The following is a 15,790-nucleotide window of genomic DNA, read 5'->3' on the forward strand; positions in this document are numbered from 1 at the left end:
GCGGGTGATCAGGGTCGTCGGGACGGGGACCGGCGGGCCCCGGCCACCGGTGCGGGTCGGTGACGCCCGGCTGGTGGTGGGCGCGGCCCGGCACCTGGCGGGCGTGGACCTGCCCTCGCGGGTGGGGCGGTTGGTGCTCGGGCCGCTGGCGCCGGCGCTGGACGGGATCGAACGGCACCTGGCGGCGGACGGCGGCCCGGTGCTGGTGCTGGCCTCCGGCGACCCGGGGTTCTTCGGGATCGTCCGGGCGCTGGGCGCGCGGTTCGGCCCGGCGGCGCTGGACGTGCGGCCGTCGTCGCCCTCGGTCGCGGTCGCCTTCGCCCGGCTGGGTCTGAGCTGGGACGACGCGGTGGTGGTGAGCGCGCACGGGCGGGAGCTGCGGACCGCGGTGAACGTGTGCCGCGCGCACCGCAAGGTGGCGGTGCTGACCGGGCCGGGCGCGGGGCCGGCCGAGCTGGGCGCCGCGCTGGAGCGCGGCGGGGTCGCCCGCGAGCTGGTGGTGGCCGTCGCGCTCGGCACGGACGAGGAGGCGGTGGTCCGGCTCCCGCCGGCGGAGGCGGCCGTACGCGACTGGCCCGCGGCGGTGTCGGTGGTGCTGTGCCTGGGCGAGCGGCGGGAGCTGATCGCCGGCCGGGCCCGTACCGTGGCCGGCCCGCGACCCGCGCCCGCCGGGTGGGCGCTGCCCGAGGAGGCGTTCGAGCACCGCGACTCGATGGTCACCAAGGCGGAGGTACGGGCGCTGGTGCTGGCCCGGCTCGGACCGCGCACCGGCGAGTTGGTGTGGGACGTGGGCGCCGGGTCCGGCTCGGTGGGCGTGGAGTGCGCGCGGTTCGGGGCGGCGGTGGTCGCGGTCGAGCGGGATCCGGCGGGGGCGGCCCGGGTACGGGCGAACGCGGCGGCGCACGGGGTGGACGTCGAGGTGGTGTGCGGTACGGCGCCCGAGGCGCTCGGCCGGCTGCCGGAGCCCGACGCGGTCTTCGTCGGCGGCGGCGGGCGGGAGCTGGCCGCGGTGGTGGCGGCCGGCGCACGGCGGGCGCGGCGCTGCGTCGTGGTGACCCTGGCGGCGGTGGACCGGGTGGCCGAGGTCCGGGCGGCGCTGGGCGCCGCCGGGCTGGTGCCGGACGGGGTGCTCCTGCAGTCCTCCCGGCTGGCGCCGCTGCCCGGCGGTGTGGTCCGGCTCGCGGCCGGCAATCCGGTGTTCGTGCTGTGGGGCACGCGTCCCACGGCGGTGGAAGGAGCGGTCGGATGATCGGACTCATCGCGGCGACGGCGGCGGGGCGGCGCGGCAGCGAGCGGCTGGCCGCGGCGTGGCCCGGCCGTACCCGGATCTACGAGGGGGCGGTCGGCGAGGTGCTTCCGCGGGCGTTCGGCGAGTGCGACCGGCTCGTCCTCTTCCTGGCGACCGGCGCGGCCGTCCGGCTGCTCGCGCCGCTGCTGACCACGAAGCGGGCCGACCCCGCGGTGGTCACCGTCGACGAGGCCCACCGGCACGCCGTGGCCCTCCTGGGCGGCCACGCCCGCGGCGCCAACGCGCTGGCCGTGGCGCTCACCCCGCTGCTCGGTACGTCCCCGGTCATCACCACGGCGACGGACTCCGCCGGCACCCCGGCCCTGGACACCCTCCCCTACCCCGCCGAGGGCGCCCTCGCCGCCGTGACCCGGGCGATGCTCGACTCCCGCCCCCCGGTCCACCTCCGCGCGGACGCGACCTGGCCGCTGCCGCCCCTGCCGCTGCCCTCCGAGCCCGATGCCGCCCCGCCCGCCCCGCCCGCCCCGGCGGCGGACAGCGGCGCACGGGAAGCGCCGCAGCCGGGAGACGGTTTTCCCGGGCCCGGCGCGACACCGCCGGTCGCCACCGTCCCGCCTCCCCGCACCGCGGTGGACCGCAACGGGCCGGGGGAGGGATTCGCCGCCACGACGGCGGGAGGTGCCGCCACCCGCACCGCCGGTTTCCGGGCCACCGGCCCCGCGACCCCACCGGAGACCCTCCGCGGAACACCCCCTGACGCCAGCGCCCCACGCCGTACCGGCGCCCCGGACCAGGACGGAGCCGGGCACCGGATCGCCGCCGCGACGGCGGGACGCGGAACCGCGCGGGACGGCCGCGCCGGGACCGACCGCGCCGGGGACCCGCCGGCGGAGGGAACTGGCGGGGCCGCCCCGGCGGCGTACCTGGTGTGGGTGACGGACCGGGTCGTGGACGAGGTCGGGCCGACCGTCTATGTGCGGCCGCCGTCGCTGGTGGTGGGGGTAGGGGCGAGCCGGGGGGTCGGGGAGGCGGAGGTGAGGGCGCTGATCGAGGGGAGCCTGGCGGGGGCGGGCCTCGCGCTCAAGAGCGTGGCCGCGCTGGCGACCGTGGCGGCGAAGGCGCGGGAGGAGGGGATCGTGCGGGCCGCCGCCGGGCTGGAGGTGCCGCTGCTGGTGTACGAGGCCGCCGCGCTGGCCGCGGTGACCGTGCCGCATCCGTCGGCCGCGCCGCTCGCCGCGGTGGGCACCCCGTCCGTGGCGGAGGCCGCGGCGCTGCTCGGCGCGCCCGGCGGCGAACTGGTAGTGGAGAAGCGGAAGTCGGCGATGGCGACGGTGGCCGTGGCCCGCAGGAGGCCGCGCGGCCGGCTGGCCGTGGTCGGTCTCGGACCCGGCGCCCGCGACCTGCTGACGCCGCGCGCGGCCGCCGAGCTGCGCAGGGCCTCCGTAATCGTGGGCCTGGACCAGTACGTCGAGCAGGTCAGGGACCTGCTGCCGCCCGGCGCCCGGGTGCTGGAGTCGGGCCTCGGCGCCGAGGAGGAGCGGGCCCGTACCGCCGTCGCGGCGGCCCGCGCGGGCCACGCGGTCGCGCTGATCGGCAGCGGCGACGCCGGTGTGTACGCGATGGCCTCCCCCGCGCTGGCCGAGGCGGGTGACGACATCGACGTGGTCGGCGTCCCCGGTGTGACCGCCGCGCTGGCCGCCGCCGCGCTGCTGGGCGCCCCGCTCGGCCACGACCACGTCTCGATCAGCCTGTCCGACCTGCACACGCCGTGGGAGGTGATCGAGCGCCGGGTGCTGGCCGCCGCCGTGTCCGACCTGGTGGTGACGTTCTACAACCCGCGCAGCCGCGGCCGCGCCTGGCAGCTTCCCAAGGCGCTGTCGGTGCTGGCCGGGCACCGTGCCCCGGCCACCCCGGTCGGTGTCGTGCGCGCCGCGTCCCGCCCGGACGAGCGGGCCGAGGTCACCACGCTGGCCGAACTCGACGTGACGGCGGTCGACATGGTCACCGTCGTCACCGTCGGCAACACCGCCACCCGCAACGTCGCGGGCCGGATGGTCACGCCCCGCGGCTACCGCTGGCAGTCCTGACGTGCGAACCCCGAGGAGCCGCGCCGTGACCCGTACGGTCCACCCCATCGAGCAGGAGTCGTACCGCATCCTGCGCTCCCGCCTGGACACCTCCGCGCTGCCGCCGCTGCGCCGCGCGGTCGTCGAGCGGGTGATCCACGCCAGCGCCGACCTGGGGTACGCGACCGATCTGGTCGCGGACGAGGCGGAGTTGCGCGAGGCGCACACCGCGCTGCACGAGGGCGCCCCGATCATCGCGGACGCGGAGATGGTGGCCGCGGGCATCACCGCCCGCCGCGCGGTCTGCCGGCTGGCGGACGCGCCGGCCTGCCCGGGGCTGACCCGCAGCGCGCACGCGATCCGGCTGGCGTACGCCGAGATCGGCCCCGGCGCGGTGTGGGTGATCGGCAACGCGCCGACCGCGCTGGAGGAGTTGATCGCGCTGGACGCGGCCCCGGCGCTGGTGGTCGGGCTGCCGGTCGGCTTCGTGGGCGCCGCCGAGAGCAAGGCGCGGCTGCGTGCCTCCGGGCTGCCCGCGGTGAGCAACATCTCGGAGAAGGGCGGCTCCGCGGTCGCCGCCGCGGCCCTCAACGCCCTGCTCTACACCCCGTATCCGCTGCCCGAGGAGAACGCCCAGTGACTGCCCCCGCCCTGCTCCTCGTCGGCCACGGCACCCGGGACGACGCCGGCGCCGACGCGTTCCGCTCGTTCGTCGCCCGGCTCGGGGCGGCGCACCCCGGTCTGCCGGTGGGCGGCGGCTTCATCGAGCTGTCGCCGCCGCCGCTGGCGGACGCGGTACGGGACATGGTGGCCGCCGGCGTACGGGAGTTCGCCGCGGTGCCGCTGGTCCTGGTGTCCGCGGGGCACGCCAAGGGCGACATCCCGGCGGCGCTGGCCCGTGAGCGGCGGCGGCACCAGGGCACCTCGTACGCGTACGGGCGTCCGCTGGGCCCGCATCCGGACCTGCTGGCGGTGCTGGAACGCCGGGTGGACGAGGCGCTCGGGGGCGCGGACCGGGCCGGGACGACCGTGCTGCTGGTGGGCCGCGGGTCAACCGATCCGGACGCGAACGCCGAAGTCCTCAAGACCGCGCGGCTGTTGTGGGAGGGGCGCGGCTACACGGGGGTGGAGACCGCGTTCGTCTCACTGGCCGAGCCGTCGGTGACCGCCGGTTTGGACCGCTGCCTGCGGCTGGGCGCGGAACGGGTGGTGGTCCTGCCGTACTTCCTGTTCCCGGGGGTGCTGCCGGACCGGGTACGGGAGCAGGCGCGGGCGTGGGCGGCGGCGTACCCGGGCGTGGACGTGCGGCACGCGGAGGTGATCGGGCCGGAGCCGGAACTGGCCCGGCTGGTCATGGAGCGCTACCGGGAGGCCCTCCAGGGCGATCTGCGGATGAACTGCGACTCCTGCGTCTACCGGATCGGGCTGCCCGGCTTCGAGGACCGGGTGGGCCGCCCGCAGCAGCCGCACCACCACCCCGACGACCCCTCCCACCCGCACGGCCACCCGCATGCCCACACCGGCTGACCCGGCCGCGCACGGCGGTTACGACCTGCTGTACCACGGCGACGCCGAGGTCGGCGACGGCCTGGTCGACCTGGCCGTCAACGTCCGTACGGGGACGCCGCCGCCGTGGCTGGCCGCCCGGATCGCCGCGTCGCTGACCGGTCTCGCCGACTACCCCGACGGCCGGGCGGCCCGGCACGCGGTCGCCGTCCGGCACGGCAGGCCCGACCGGGAGGTGCTGCTGACGGCGGGCGCCGCCGAGGCGTTCGTGCTGCTCGCCCGCGCCCTGGTACCGCGGCGGGCGGTCGTCGTGCACCCGCAGTTCACCGAGCCGGAGGCGGCGCTGCGGGCGGCCGGGCACGCCGTGGACCGGGTGCTGCTGAGCGCGGCCGACGGCTTCCGGCTGGATCCCGCCGCGGTGCCGCCGGACGCGGACCTGGTCGTGGTCGGCAACCCCACCAACCCGACGTCGGTACTGCATCCGGCGGCGGGCCTGCGGGCGTTGGCGCGGCCCGGCCGGACCCTGGTGGTGGACGAGGCGTTCATGGACGCGGTGCCCGGCGAGCGGGAGTCGCTGGCCGGGCGGCGGGACGTGCCGGGGCTGGTGGTGCTGCGCAGCCTGACCAAGACCTGGGGGCTGGCGGGTCTGCGGATCGGATACGTGCTGGGCGAGCCGGAGGCGGTCGCCGCGTTGGCGGCGGCGCAGCCGCTGTGGGCGGTGTCGACGCCCGCGCTGGCCGCCGCCGCGGCCTGTATGGAGCCGGGGGCGCTGGCCGAGGCGGCGCGGGCGGCCCGTGCGGTCGCCGCCGACCGGGCGTACCTGCTGGACCGGCTGCGGGCCGTCCCGGAGCTCGCGGTCGCGGGCGACCCGCCCGCCGCGCCCTTCGTGCTGCTGCGGCTGCCGGACGCGGCCGGGGTACGGCTGCGGCTGCGCGCCTCTGGCTACGCGGTGCGCCGCGCGGACACCTTTCCCGGCCTCGGCCCGGACTGGCTGCGGATCGCGGTCCGCGACCGCCCCGCCACCGACGGATTCCTGCGCGCCCTGGCCGCCGCCACGACCGGACGCCCGGGGCCCTGAGGCCGGGCGCCCCGCCGGCGCCTGCTGCCCGCCGCCGGTGAGCCGGGGGCGCGGACCGAGGCGGCGTTCGTACGTCAGCGGGACCGCCGCGGTCCGGAGCGCCGCCCCCGGCCGACGTCGGCCCGCGCACGGTCGGCCCGTCCGCGGTTCCGGCCGCGGTTCCGGCCGCGGTTCCGGCCGCGCGGCACAGGCGCCGGGGGCGTCCGGCCTGGCGCGGCGCGGCGCCGGTGGGCGCCCACGGACCGGCCCCGACGGCTCCATGGCGGCCGCGGAGCCGGCGGCGGCCCGCCGACGATGCCCGCGGGCCGATCCGGACAGCGACGCCGGGGCGGGAGCCAGGTGTCTCCGGACACCGGAGGACACCCGCGTGCGCGCCGGATCGCGCGGCGGGTCCGGTGGGCGGCGGGAAACACGGGACGCTCGGGCCGCCGGGTGTCCCGCCGGGGTGGTGTCCCGGTCAGTGCGACAGGATCGCGCCCCGCAGGACGATCCGGCGGGGCGCCGCCAGCACGCGGACGTCCGCCCGCGGGTCCTCGTCGTAGACCACGAAGTCGGCGGGCGCGCCCTCCGCCAGCGCCTCCCGGCCGAGCCAGGCGCGGGCGCCCCAGGTCGCGGCGGACAGCGCGGCGAGCACCGGCAGTCCGGCCTTGACCAGTTCGGCCACCTCCGCCGCGATCAGGCCGTGCGGCAGGCCGCCGCCCGCGTCCGTACCGGCGTAGACGGGGATCCCCGCGTCGTAGGCGTCGCGTACGGTGTCGTACCGGCGCCCGTGCAGCCGCAGGATGTGGTCCGACCAGCGCGGGAACCTGGCCCGTCCGCCGTCCGCGAGCCGCGGGAAGGTCGCGATGTTGACCAGCGTCGGCACGATGGCGACGCCGTGCCCGGCGAAGAGCGGAATAGTGTCGGCGGTCAGGCCGGTGGCGTGCTCGACGCAGTCGACGCCGGCCGCGACCAGGTCGGCGAGCGTCTCCTCGGCGAAGCAGTGCGCGGTGACCCGGGCGCCTTCCTCGTGGGCGGCGGCGATCGCCTCGGCGAGCGCGTCCGCGGGCCAGCAGGCGGCCAGGTCGCCGGTCTCCCGGTCGATCCAGTCGCCGACGAGCTTCACCCAGCCGTCGCCGCGCCGGGCCTCGCGGCGGACGTAGGCGGCCAGGTCGCCCGGTTCGATCTCGTGAGCGTAGCCGCGGATGTAGCGGCGGGGGCGGGCGATGTGCCGGCCGGCGCGGATGATCCGGGGCAGGTCGTCGCGGTCGTCGATCCACCGGGTGTCGCTGGGCGAGCCGGCGTCCCGCAGCAGCAGGGCGCCCACCGCCCGGTCGGTGCGGGCCTGCCGCTCGGAGACGTCCCGATCCACCGCGCCGTGCCGGTCCAGCCCGACGTGGCAGTGCGCGTCGACAAGCCCCGGCAGCACCCACCCGGTCACGGTCCCAGCGGCCTCGGCGGCCGGCCGCCGGTAGCTGATCCGGCCGCCGACCACCCACAGTTCGTCGCGTACGTCCCGCGGCCCGGTCAGGATCCGGCCCCTGATGTGCAGAATTTCGTGATCGGCCATGCACGGCACTGTACGAGGCCCGAGCCCGACCGGAACCGTACGGTCCCGCCGTCCGGCGGAGCACCGCGCCACGTCCCCGCCGCCCCGTCGACTCCGCCACGCCCGCCGGGGTTTTCGAGCCGGGGAAAGCGCGCTGACCACCGTGCCCTGGTGGTGGCCGGGCTGCCGCCCCGTCGACTCCGCGGCGGCCGACGCGGTAGCGGCCGGGGCGAGGCGCCGCGTACCGCCGGGGGCCGGGCCCGGCGCGGTCCCGCCGCCTCAGCCACGGTCGCCCGCGCTCTGAGCGCGGTGCCCGCCGCGCCACGACATGCCCCTCCGCTCCCGGGCCTTGCCGCCGGCGGCTCGGCCGCGGCCGGGACACGGCGAACGGCGAGGGTGCCGCTACCGCCGCAGCCCGAGTCCGCGGCGCGGTCCGGCGCGCCCCCGGCGCGACCTCCGCCGTACCCGCCGGGGGGTCCCCCGCCGGGGAAAGCGTGGACCGACCGCCGCGGCGGCGGTCCGCCCGCCGACCGCTCGCGGCCGGGTCGCGTGGCGGGTCGGGCGCCGTCGGCGCGGCTGGGGCCGCCCGGCCACCGTTCCCGGCGGGACCTACTGGCGGACGCCGTCGACCCGGCGGGGGAGGCCCAAGGGGTTGGCGTCGCGCAGTTCGAGGGGGAGGAGGGCGGGCGGGGTGTCCTGGTAGGCGACCGGGCGGAGCCAGCGGTCGACGGCGGTGGCGCCGACGGAGGTGGCGGTCGAGGTGGTGGCCGGGTAGGGGCCGCCGTGGTGCTGGGCGGGCGCGACAGCCACGCCGGTGGGCCAGCCGTCGACCAGGACCCGGCCGGCTAGGGCGGTGAGCCGGGCGAGCAGGACCGCCGCGGGGCCGTCCTCCTGCGCGGCCTCCGCCGCGCCTAGGTGGGCGGTGGCGGTGAGGTTGCCGGGCAGCCGGTCGAGGACGGCGGCCAGTTCCTCCTGGCCGGTGTACCGGACGACCACCGTCAGCGGCCCGAAGCACTCGTCGAGCAGCAGGTCGTACGCGCCCTCGGCGGCCAGGTCGCACGCCTGGGCCACGACGTACCCGGGCCGTACCGCGAGCCCGTCGGCGTCGCCGGGGCCGACCGGTGCGGTGACGGCGGGCAGCGCGGCGCGGGCGGCGGCGCCGTTGAGGAAGTTGTCGCGCATCCGGGAGTCGAGCAGCACGCCGGGGGCCGCGTCCCGGGTTGCGCCGGTCAGCGCTGCGACCAGCCGGTCGCCGGCCGCGCCGGAGGGGACGAGGACGAGGCCCGGCTTGGTGCAGAACTGGCCGCTGCCGAGGGTGAAGGAGCCGGCCAGCCCGGTCCCGATGCGCTCCGCGCGTTCGGCGGCGGCGGCCTCGGTGACGACGACCGGGTTGAGACTGCCCAGCTCTCCGTAGAAGGGGATCGGGCGGGGGCGGGCGGTGGCCGCGTCAAACAGCGCCCGGCCGCCGGGGATGGAGCCGGTGAAGCCGGCCGCGGCGACCAGCGGGTGCCGGACGAGTTCGACGCCGGCCGTGAACCCGTGCAGCAGGACGACGGTGTCGGCGGGCAGACCGGTCCGGACGGCCGCCCGCCGCAGCAGTTCCGCGGTGAGCGCGGAGGTCGCCGGGTGGTCGGGGTGCGCCTTGACCACCACCGGGCAGCCGGCGGCCAGCGCGCTGGCGGTGTCGCCGCCGGGCACCGAGAAGGCCAGCGGGAAGTTGCTGGCGGCGTAGACCGCGACGACGCCCAGCGGGATCTTGTAGCGGCGCAGGTCGGGGCGCGGGACGGGCCGGGCGGCCGGGTCGGCGTGGTCGATGATCACCTCCAGGTAGCCGCCCTCGTCCACCACCCCGGCGAAGGCCCGCAGCTGGAAGGCGGTACGGGCCAGCTCACCGGTCAGCCGCGGCACCCCCAGCGCGGTCTCCGCGTCGGCGGCGGCGATCACCGCTTCGGCCGACTCCTCCAGCGCCCCGGCGGCGGCGCGCAGCAGCCGGGAGCGTACGCTGCGGTCGGCGAGTGCGGGGAGGGCGGTGGCTGCGGCGCGGACGGCGGCGTCGACCTCCTCGGGCGTGGCCTCGGTGCCGACCTCCTCCCGCCGCTTCCCGGTTCGGGGGTCGACGCTCCAGACTGGTACTGCCACCGGAAGAACCTCCACATTGTCCGCACTGTTCACGATGGTCGTTCTCTATACTGAACAACGTCTTCAGATGTGAATCTACGTCCGGGAGCCTACGTCCGCGCCTCCCGGCCGAACAAGAGGGGTCGCACGCGATGGCTGCTGGCGAGGGAGCCGGTTCCCAGGTCAAGTCCGCGGTTCGCACGGTGGAACTGCTGGAGTTCTTCGCGGGCCGCCCGGGTATGCACAGCCTGGCGGCGGTCCAGGAGTCGGTCGGCTACCCCAAGTCCAGCCTCTACATGCTGCTGCGCACCCTGGTCGAGCTGGGCTGGATCGAGACCGACGCCACCGGCACCCGGTACGGCATAGGCGTGCGCGCGCTGCTGGTCGGCACCTCGTACATCGACGGCGACGAGGTGGTGGCCGCCGCCCGGCCCACCCTGGACCGGCTCTCCGACGACACCAGCGAGACCATCCACCTGGCCCGGCTGGACGGCACCAGCGTGGTCTACCTGGCCACCCGGCAGTCGCAGCACTACCTGCGCCCGTTCACCCGGGTCGGCCGCCGGCTGCCGGCGCACTCCACCTCGCTGGGCAAGGCGCTGCTGGCCACGTACACCGACGAGCAGGTGCGCAAGCTGCTGCCGGCCACGCTGGAACCGCTCACCGACCACACCCACACCGACCGCGAGAAGCTGATCGGGGAGCTGGCGCAGATCCGCGAGCAGGGGTACGCGGTGGACCGCGAGGAGAACACCCTGGGGCTGCGCTGCTTCGGGATCGCGATCCCGTACCGCACGCCGGCGCGGGACGCGGTCAGCTGCTCGGTGCCGGTGGCCCGGCTGACCCCCGGTCACGAGCAGATGATCAAGGACACCCTGTTCGACGCCCGGGACCGGCTGCTGATGGCGACCCGCCGCCTGTAGCAAGTCCGCCGGCCGGTGCCGGCGTGCGGTGCCGGCACCGTGCGGGGGCGCCGCTCGGGGTCGGTGCCGCGTGCGGCCACCGTTTAAGGTCGGTGCCATGACCAGCCATGACACTCCGCAGCCGGAGCAGCCGAACGACCCCGACCTCCGCGCCCGCCGCGCCTCCTCCTTCGGCGCGGTGGCCGCCGCGTACGCCGAGCACCGGCCGGACTACCCGGAGGCGGCGGTGCGCTGGGCGCTGGAGCCGGCGCTCCAGACCCCGGACGAGGTGCTCGACGTACTCGACCTCGGCGCGGGCACCGGCAAGCTCACCGCCTCCCTGGTGGCGCTGGGGCACGAGGTGACGGCGGTGGAGCCGGACGACGGGATGCGCGCCGAACTGGTCCGCGCGCTTCCCGAGGTGACCGCGCTGGCCGGCAGCGCCGAGGACATCCCGCTGCCGGACGCCTCGGTGGACGCGGTGGTGGTGGGGCAGGCGTTCCACTGGTTCGACCAGGAGCGGGCGCTGCCGGAGATCGCCCGGGTGCTGCGGCCGGGCGGCGCGCTGGCGGCGCTGTGGAACACCGACGACACCCGGGTCGGCTGGATCGCCGAGCTCGGCCGGATCGTCGGCAGCCCATTGCCGGTCGTCGACTGGTCGCCACAGCGCACCATCAGGGCCCATCCCGACTATGTCCTGCTGGAGGACGCCGACTTCCCGCACCGGCAGCGGCGCACCGCCGACTCGCTGATCGCCACCGTGGCGACGCACTCGCACATCCTGGTGCTGGAGCCCGCCGAGCGGGCCGAACTACTGGCCAAGGCGCGGGAGTTGCTCGACGCGCAGCCGGAGACCTCGGCGGGCGGGTTCGATCTGCGGCTGGTCACCCGGGTGGTCCGCTGCGAGCGCGCCGCCGACTGACACCGCCGCGCGGCACCGTTCGGCGGCGTGCGCCGGCGGCTCTTGCCACCGGCAAGAGCCCCGTTCGGGCGGGCGCGGCGGCGCCGAATCCGCCGCCTCCGACCTCTGCCCAGCGCCTTTCCCCGCTGCTACGCTCTCGCCGCGCCGTGGCGGGGACGTCCGGGCAGGAAGAGGTGACCGTGGGCACAGCCGTCGATGTCGATGCCGCCGCGTTCCACGAGTTCTTCGAGCGGCACTACGCCGAACTCGCCCGCCTCGCCGCTCTGCTGACCGGCGAGGCGGACGCGGCGGACGATCTCGCGGCGGACGCGCTGGTGGTGCTGTGGCGGCACTGGGACCGGGTGCGCGCCGCCGAGCACCCGGTCGCCTACGCCCGCGGCGTGGTGGCGAACCTCGCCAGGTCCAGGATCCGCAGCGCGGTACGGGAGCGGCGGCGGATCGCGCTGTTCTGGTCGCAGCGCACCGAGCGCGTCGAGGACCCGGACGTGCCGGCCGTGCTGGACCTGCGGGAGGCGCTCCAGCGGCTGCCGTTCGGCAAGCGCGCCTGCGTGGTGCTGCGGCTCGCCTTCGACCTGTCGGAGAAGGACACCGCGGAGGCGCTGGGCATCTCGGTCGGTACCGTGAAGAGCCAGACCTCGCGCGGGGTCGCGGAGTTGGAGCGGCTGCTGGCCCCGGCCGGACCGGATACGGTTCCGGCGACGGGTCGGCCGCGGGCGGCGGGTCCGGACGCGGCTCGGATCCTGGGCGCGCCCGCTCCCCCGGGACGTGCCCGTACACGTACGGGACGGGGAGTGTGATGGCCGAACTGCCGGAGCGGCTGCGGGCGGCGGCCGACGCCCACCGGCCGGACCGGGAACGGATGCTGGCCCGGGTGGAGCGCGCCGTCGGCCCGCCGGGGCGGTCGCCCGGCGCCCGGCTCGGCGAACGGCGGCCCGCGCCCTGGATGCGGATCGCGGCGGTGACGGCGGCGGTCGCCGGGGCGTTCGGGATCGGCGGCCTGGTGATCGGGGCGGCATCCGAGGGCGGCGGCCCCGGGCAGACCGTGGTGACCTCCGGCGGCACTCCCCCGCGCCCGTCCGACGCGGGCGGCGCCCCGGGCCGCGACGCCGCCCGGGGCGAGGCCGCCCGCCGCGACGTCAGGACCGCGCGGCACGGCGAGGGCGCCGACACCGGCACCGGCGCGGGCGCGGATTCGGGCGCCGGGGCCGCTCCGGGCAGGCCGGGCGGCGGCCGGGCGCGGACCGCGCGCACCCCCCGCTCCCCGGCCGCGCCCCCGCCGACGACCCCGGCCGCGCCGCCGGCCACGGCCGGGACGACGGCCACGGCCGGGACGACGGCCGGGAGCCCGTCGGCGCCCGCCGCGACCGCGCCGGTCGCCCCGCTGTTCGCGCCGGTCACCGGGGACCCCGCGGTGACCGCGAGCGCCTCGGCGGGCCCGGCCGGCACCTCGGCGTGGTCGCAGAACGACATCGGCCTGACCGTCCGACGGCCGCTGACCGTGCTCGTCGTCGAACTGCGGGTGGCCAGGACCGCGGGGGTCACCGCCACCGGTTCGTCCACCTCGGTGCCGGGCCGGATCTTCACGTCGGTCCGGGAGGAGGGCGACCGCCTGGTCTACCGGTGGGTGCTCGCCCCGGGCCGGACGCTGGCGCCGGGCACCTACACGTTCACCGGGCGGTTCGCCCACGCGACGGGCGGCCGGCACGGCGGCGGTGACGTGTATCTGGCGGCGGGCGTCGGGGAGGACGGCCCGTTCGCGCTCGACGGCCGTTTCTGAAGCCGCGGTCCGGGCGGCGGCCGGCCGGCCCGTACGAGGACCAGGACCCGCGGCGGCCACCTCACCGGCCCCGGTGCGGAGCCAGGACCCGGTGGGCGGCCGGCCGGAAATATTTCCCGTCACCACGGCAACCTCTCGCGTCCCGGTGGCGACTTGGGTGTGCAGGACTCTCCGGGCCTTGCGGCCGCCCCGGGCCCGAACGGCCGTCGAAGCTCCGGGGCGCGGCGGTACCCCCATGATCGCCGCGCCCCGGGAACCCCCCTCCGCCGCCTCGCCGTTGCGCGGCTCAGCCGGTCCGGGCCAGCGCCGCCAGCCCGTCACGGACCGCGGCGAGATCGGCGTCGGAGGCCAGCCCCGCGTGGTACAGCCGCAGTTCGGTGGCGCCCAGCGCGGCGGCGTGTGCCCCGTCCGCGGCGAGCGCGGCCGGGCTGCCGCCCATGCCGGCGACGACCGTGAGGTTGGCGGCCAGCACCGTGCGCGGACCCCGGTGCGGGACGAGCGGGCCGAGCACCGCCTCACGCGCCCGCGGCCCGCCGGTGCAGGGCAGCACCAGGCCGTCGGTGTGCCGCAGGATGTGGGCCGGGTCGACGCCGGCGTTGGCGCCGCAGTGGTACGGGACCGGGTCGGCGTGCATCAGCACCTGGAAGCCGGGCGGGGCGACGGCGCGGACCGCGGCGACGGTCTGCTCCTGGAGCGAACGGGCGGTACGCAGCCGCCAGTCCAGGGTGAGCGCGGCGAACTCCGCGCCCAGCAGGGCGGCGATGCCGTCCGGGCCCGCCGCCCGTGCCGCCTCGGGCCGGCCGGCCCAGACCGGGTCCAGGGCGCGCCGGACGGCGGCGGCCAGGTCGCCGGGGTCGGCGCCGCGGGCCGCGTAGCCGTCCCGGCAGTGCGGGCAGAAGCACAGCGACATCAGGTACTGGGCCGCGTCGCCGAGCGGGACGCCGGCGGTCTTGTCGTGGGCGTGCAGGTGGGCTAGGCCGTACCAGCCGAGGGACTCCAGTTCGGTGCCGGCCGCCCCGGGGCGTACCGCCGCCTCGGCGGCGAGGTCGACCAGGTAGCGGCGGACCTCGGGCCCGGCCACGCAGGGCGCCCACGGGTAGCGGTCGCCGTAGGCGTTGACCACCGAGGTGTGCGGATGCTCGGCGCCCAGCCGGGAGTTGTGGGCCAGCACCACCCAGGTGTGCACCTCCAGCCCGGCGGCCCGCAGCGCGTCGGCGGCGGCGCCGTGCGCGTCCTCGGCCGCGGCCCAGCTCCCGGCCGGATGGGGGCGCAACGCCCGGTCCCGCCAGCGCTGTTCGCCGGGCGGGTAGAGGACGGCGGCGTACTCGGCGGTGACGACGCGGTGGCGGGGGTGGCGCGGGGTGAGGGCCCGGGTGGAGTGGTAGGCGGCGGCGAGGGTGACCTGCCGGACGCCGAGGCCGGCGACGCGGCCGGCGGCCTCCGGGTCGCCCACGACATCCCACGGGTAGAGGAACACGGAGGTCTTCACGGGGAGCGGTTCGCCTTCTGTCGCGAATCAGTTGGCGCCGGGGCCGGTGCCCAGCAGCGCCAGGCCCCGCTCGATGAGCCCGCCCAGTTCCTCCAGGTGCGCGGGCGACGGCTCCGACAGCGGCGGGCGTACCTCGCCGACGGCCAGGCCGCGCAGCCGTACCCCGGCCTTGACCAGCGAGACCGCGTAGCCGCGGCGCCGGTTGCGCAGCTCGGCCAGCGGCCGGTAGAAGCCGTCGAGCAGCCTGTTGGCGGTGGTGTCGTCGCCGGTGGTGAGCGCGTGATGGAAGGCGAGGGCGATCTCGGGCGAGAAGGCGAAGACCGCCGAGGAGTAGAGCAGGACCCCGATGCCGCGGTAGGCCAGGCCGGTGAGTTCGGCGGTGGGCAGGCCGTTGAAGTAGAGGAACGCGCGTCCGGGCAGGTCGGTGCGGACCGCGCTGATGATGCGCTGCATCAGGTCGAGGTCGCCGACGCCGTCCTTGAGGCCGATGATGTTGGGCACCTTGGCGAGTTCGACGACGGTCTCGGGGGTGAAGACGGCGTTGTCCCGCTGGTAGACGATGACGTCGAGGCAGGTGCCGGCGGCGAGCGCCGTGTAGTGCCGCCGCAGGCCGTCCTGGTCGGCGACGACGAGATAGGGCGGCATGGCGAGCAGTCCGTCGGCGCCCGCCGCCTCGGCGAGCCGGGCGTAGCGCAGGGCGAGCGCGGTGCCGTAGCCGGCTCCGGCGACCACCGGCACCCGGCCGGCCGTTTCCTCGACGGCGGCGGCGACGCAGGCGCCGAACTCCTCGGGGGTGAGCGCGTGGAACTCACCCGTGCCGCAGCAGGCGAAGACCGCGGCCGCCCCGGCGTCGACCCCGGCGCGGACGTGGGCGCGGAAGGCGTCGAGGTCGAGGCCGCCGTCGGGGCCGAAGGCCGTCACGGGGAAGAACAGCAGGCCGTCGAGGCGGTCGGCGAGTGCGGGTGAGGGTGCGGTCATCGGGTCCCCAGTGAGTACGTGTGCGCTCATGTGATTCACGTCCATATTCATGAACGCTGCCACGCTAGGCGAGGCGCCCCGCGGTGGTCAAGCCGACGAGCGGGCCGGTAGGACCGTGACGAGCCTGCCACGCGAGCCCGTGGTACCCGATATGCGTCCACCTACATGAACTTGATT

The 15,790-nt window shown here is 77.5% G+C and carries 13 protein-coding genes; 9 read left to right on the top strand and 4 right to left on the bottom strand.

The genetic code is table 11. From position 1 onward, the window contains the following. Positions 1–4: 4 nt before the first annotated feature. The 5 genes from cbiE to cobC are packed head-to-tail and all read left to right on the top strand — an operon-like array spanning position 5 to position 5,899. A complete protein-coding gene (gene cbiE, locus RLT57_RS05155) occupies positions 5–1,249 on the top strand; it encodes a precorrin-6y C5,15-methyltransferase (decarboxylating) subunit CbiE (protein ID WP_311300581.1) in 1,245 nt (414 codons plus the stop codon). After that, complete coding sequence (gene cobJ / locus RLT57_RS05160) at positions 1,246–3,336, top strand: precorrin-3B C(17)-methyltransferase (RefSeq protein WP_311296170.1); 2,091 nt, start codon at positions 1,246–1,248, stop codon at positions 3,334–3,336. The genes cbiE and cobJ overlap by 4 nt, the downstream gene beginning before the upstream one ends. Before the next feature lie 25 nt (positions 3,337–3,361). After that, positions 3,362–3,955: a precorrin-8X methylmutase gene (locus tag RLT57_RS05165; protein ID WP_311296171.1), complete on the top strand. Its 594-nt coding sequence runs from the start codon at positions 3,362–3,364 to the stop codon at positions 3,953–3,955. After that, positions 3,952–4,842, top strand: coding sequence for a sirohydrochlorin chelatase (locus tag RLT57_RS05170; protein WP_311296172.1), 891 nt, complete (start codon positions 3,952–3,954; stop codon positions 4,840–4,842). The genes RLT57_RS05165 and RLT57_RS05170 overlap by 4 nt, the downstream gene beginning before the upstream one ends. Beyond that, on the top strand, positions 4,826–5,899 hold the full coding sequence (gene cobC / locus RLT57_RS05175; RefSeq protein WP_311296173.1) for an Rv2231c family pyridoxal phosphate-dependent protein CobC: 1,074 nt from the start codon (positions 4,826–4,828) through the stop codon (positions 5,897–5,899). Before RLT57_RS05170 ends, cobC begins: the two co-directional genes overlap by 17 nt. 457 nt (positions 5,900–6,356) lie before the next feature. Here the strand turns inward: cobC and RLT57_RS05180 are convergent, their stop codons facing one another. Both RLT57_RS05180 and RLT57_RS05185 read right to left on the bottom strand, forming a co-directional pair. Beyond that, positions 6,357–7,448 (bottom strand): amidohydrolase family protein, encoded by a 1,092-nt coding sequence (locus RLT57_RS05180; RefSeq protein ID WP_311296174.1) that lies wholly within the window; start codon positions 7,446–7,448, stop codon positions 6,357–6,359. A gap of 588 nt (positions 7,449–8,036) precedes the next feature. Next, positions 8,037–9,566 (bottom strand): aldehyde dehydrogenase (NADP(+)), encoded by a 1,530-nt coding sequence (locus tag RLT57_RS05185; protein WP_311296175.1) that lies wholly within the window; start codon positions 9,564–9,566, stop codon positions 8,037–8,039. Positions 9,567–9,697: 131 nt separating this feature from the next. Between RLT57_RS05185 and RLT57_RS05190 the strand changes: the two genes are divergently transcribed. The 4 genes from RLT57_RS05190 to RLT57_RS05205 all read left to right on the top strand — a co-directional run bounded on the left by RLT57_RS05190 (position 9,698) and on the right by RLT57_RS05205 (position 13,146). After that, the gene (locus RLT57_RS05190; protein ID WP_311296176.1) at positions 9,698–10,468 is read left to right on the top strand and encodes an IclR family transcriptional regulator; all 771 of its coding nucleotides are present in this window, start codon (positions 9,698–9,700) and stop codon (positions 10,466–10,468) included. A 97-nt stretch (positions 10,469–10,565) separates the two neighbouring features. Continuing rightward, on the top strand, positions 10,566–11,369 hold the full coding sequence (locus RLT57_RS05195) for a class I SAM-dependent methyltransferase (protein WP_311296177.1): 804 nt from the start codon (positions 10,566–10,568) through the stop codon (positions 11,367–11,369). A 179-nt stretch (positions 11,370–11,548) separates the two neighbouring features. Continuing rightward, entirely contained in the window at positions 11,549–12,166 is a 618-nt protein-coding gene (locus RLT57_RS05200) for a SigE family RNA polymerase sigma factor (RefSeq protein ID WP_311300582.1), read from the top strand. Beyond that, complete coding sequence (locus tag RLT57_RS05205; protein ID WP_311296178.1) at positions 12,166–13,146, top strand: hypothetical protein; 981 nt, start codon at positions 12,166–12,168, stop codon at positions 13,144–13,146. The genes RLT57_RS05200 and RLT57_RS05205 overlap by 1 nt, the downstream gene beginning before the upstream one ends. Positions 13,147–13,432: 286 nt before the next feature. Here the strand turns inward: RLT57_RS05205 and RLT57_RS05210 are convergent, their stop codons facing one another. Further along, a complete protein-coding gene (locus tag RLT57_RS05210) occupies positions 13,433–14,635 on the bottom strand; it encodes a hypothetical protein (protein ID WP_311296179.1) in 1,203 nt (400 codons plus the stop codon). Between the two features lie 27 nt (positions 14,636–14,662). Beyond that, positions 14,663–15,613, bottom strand: coding sequence for a 5-dehydro-4-deoxyglucarate dehydratase (locus RLT57_RS05215; RefSeq protein WP_311300583.1), 951 nt, complete (start codon positions 15,611–15,613; stop codon positions 14,663–14,665). Between the last annotated feature and the right edge of the window lie 177 nt (positions 15,614–15,790).

The sequence above is a fragment of the Streptomyces sp. ITFR-21 genome (assembly GCF_031844685.1).
Lineage (GTDB): Bacteria > Actinomycetota > Actinomycetes > Streptomycetales > Streptomycetaceae > Actinacidiphila.